The sequence below is a fragment of the Colwellia sp. MB02u-14 genome, from assembly GCF_014076915.1.
Taxonomy (GTDB): Bacteria; Pseudomonadota; Gammaproteobacteria; order Enterobacterales; family Alteromonadaceae; genus Colwellia_A.
This window is the reverse complement of sequence record NZ_JACGUX010000027.1, coordinates 1-1,198: the sequence shown is the minus strand read 5'-3', so window position 1 is coordinate 1,198 and position 1,198 is coordinate 1. Positions and strand designations below refer to the sequence as shown.

2 protein-coding genes are annotated in these 1,198 nt (G+C 32.5%); both read right to left on the bottom strand.

Annotated elements, in window-relative coordinates:
- Positions 1-282 precede the first annotated feature (282 nt).
- A complete protein-coding gene (locus tag H4J52_RS02975) occupies positions 283-615 on the bottom strand; it encodes a hypothetical protein (protein WP_182224196.1) in 333 nt (110 codons plus the stop codon).
- Between the two features lie 123 nt (positions 616-738).
- Entirely contained in the window at positions 739-981 is a 243-nt protein-coding gene (locus H4J52_RS02970) for a hypothetical protein (RefSeq protein WP_182176857.1), read from the bottom strand.
- Between the last annotated feature and the right edge of the window lie 217 nt (positions 982-1,198).

The window sequence follows — 1,198 nt, the reverse complement described above, 5'->3', positions numbered from 1 at the left end:
TAAAAAACTCACAGCATTGCGACACACTAAACCGTGAATTTTGAGCCACTAATGAAAAGTGAATTTATCACTTACCTACTTTGGCGAAAAACTATTTAACCAAAAACCTAAATAGATTTAATTACGCGTAAATAACCAAGATAAAGAAAAGACAAATACCACAATTACATTTAATCGAATTCGCAATGCCGCATAACGCCACGTTAAGCGGCAAAAAATAGTTGGCTAAAATTGTGAACGGAGTGAAACAGCCAACTGTTTTTTGTCCGTTTGAACGCCTTGTTAGATTTTTTTTAACTCTATTTTTTTAGCTGCCAAAACAAAAAACATAATACTTAGAGTAGTTGTTAAATAATATGGAATATCATTAAAAATAAACAATTGATCAACAAAATCATCTCCAACCAAAAGTGAGCCAATGAATATGGCTACCATCGGTATTAACATTGATAAAACAGAAAATCCAAAACCTGAAGATAAGAGACTATATACTTTAACGCCAGTGGACTTCCATTTACTACGGAAAATAAAATACAGATAGAAAAAGCTAATTAACACTGCGAATTCAAATATTCCCTCAAACAGCCTCTCAATTTCGAATAACTCGTAAGACAAACCCTTCCCCTTAATACGATAAAAAATCTAACGCCCAATTAACAGGCTAAAAATAGTGGGCTAAAATGGAGCGAAGCGAACAGCCCGCTGTTTTTAGTCCTTGTTGAATTACTTGTTAGGCTACTACTTGCTCATAGCCAATAAACCTTGGAATTTAGGTTCGAGTTTATCTTCTATTTTTGCCATACGCTCTTCAATTTTAGTAGTTGAAGAATTAACTTTGTTTAACTGGGTATTTAAAGTAGAGATTTGGCTAGTTAGCTTTTTATTTTGATCTAATATTTGATTATTGGTATGAACTAATGAAGCTAAAGCTACTAATAAAATAGCAATTACGATTGATTGGAAGTTGAAAATTTTATTCATGATATATCCTTAATTTAAGAAACTCTAATCCATTTATATAGTCGTTATTATACAAAAATAGTTTGAATATGGTACAACTTTATTTAGTAGCCTAACGCCCCATTAAGAGGCTTTTAATTGTTGGCTAAAATGTGAAGCGAAGCGGAACCTAGCCAACTGTTAAAAGTCCTGCTTGAATGGCTTGTTATACGCACTTTTGAAATAACCACCAAGATTA